A 604-nucleotide genomic window follows, 5' to 3' on the forward strand; every position below is an offset into this window, starting at 1 on the left:
CATGCGCCCGCAATTTTTACTCCTTATTCAATCACCTAAAAATTTATTTCTTCCTTTTCTTTTTCACACACTCATCCACATCATCTCTCTCAAGATTTTTATTTTATGTCTGTCGATTCTTCTTAACATGATACTTCTTTATCTCCATTTATGGTTCTTTATTTCTTTGCTCTTCTCCATTCATTTGCTTCTCCTCTCGTATTTTCTTCTTCTTCGTCCATCCTTTACTTCTCGTTTTTCCGCCTTTCTCTCTTTCTCTCCTCTTTCTCTCTTCCTCTTTTTTTTTTTTTCTCTCTTTCTTCTTGTTTTTCCCTTTTCTTGCTGATTTCTTCTACCTTTTTTCTTTTTTTTTTTTTTTTTCTTTTTATTCTTTTTTTCCTTCCTCTTTATTCTTTCTATTCTCCTTTCCTTTTTTTTCTTTTTCTTCCTTTTTCTTCTTCCTCTTTTTCTCTTTTTTTTTATCTTTCTTTCTTCTATTTTCATTCTTCTTCCTTTTTTATTTTTTCTTTTTTCTATCCTTTTTTTTTTTTTCTTTTTCTTTCTTTCTTTCTTTTCTTTTTCTTTTGTTCTTTTTTTTCTCTTTTCTTTTTCTTTTCTCTTTTCT

Annotated in this window: 1 protein-coding gene; it reads right to left on the reverse strand. The window is 28.3% G+C overall.

What is annotated here, in order from left to right:
* Positions 1 to 180 precede the first annotated feature (180 nt).
* The coding region (locus DNK85_RS11235) for a hypothetical protein (RefSeq protein WP_208123194.1) at positions 181 to 604 on the reverse strand (424 nt) is incomplete at its 5' end.

The organism is Cysteiniphilum halobium, assembly GCF_003574425.1.
Lineage (GTDB): Bacteria > Pseudomonadota > Gammaproteobacteria > Francisellales > Francisellaceae > Caedibacter > Caedibacter halobius.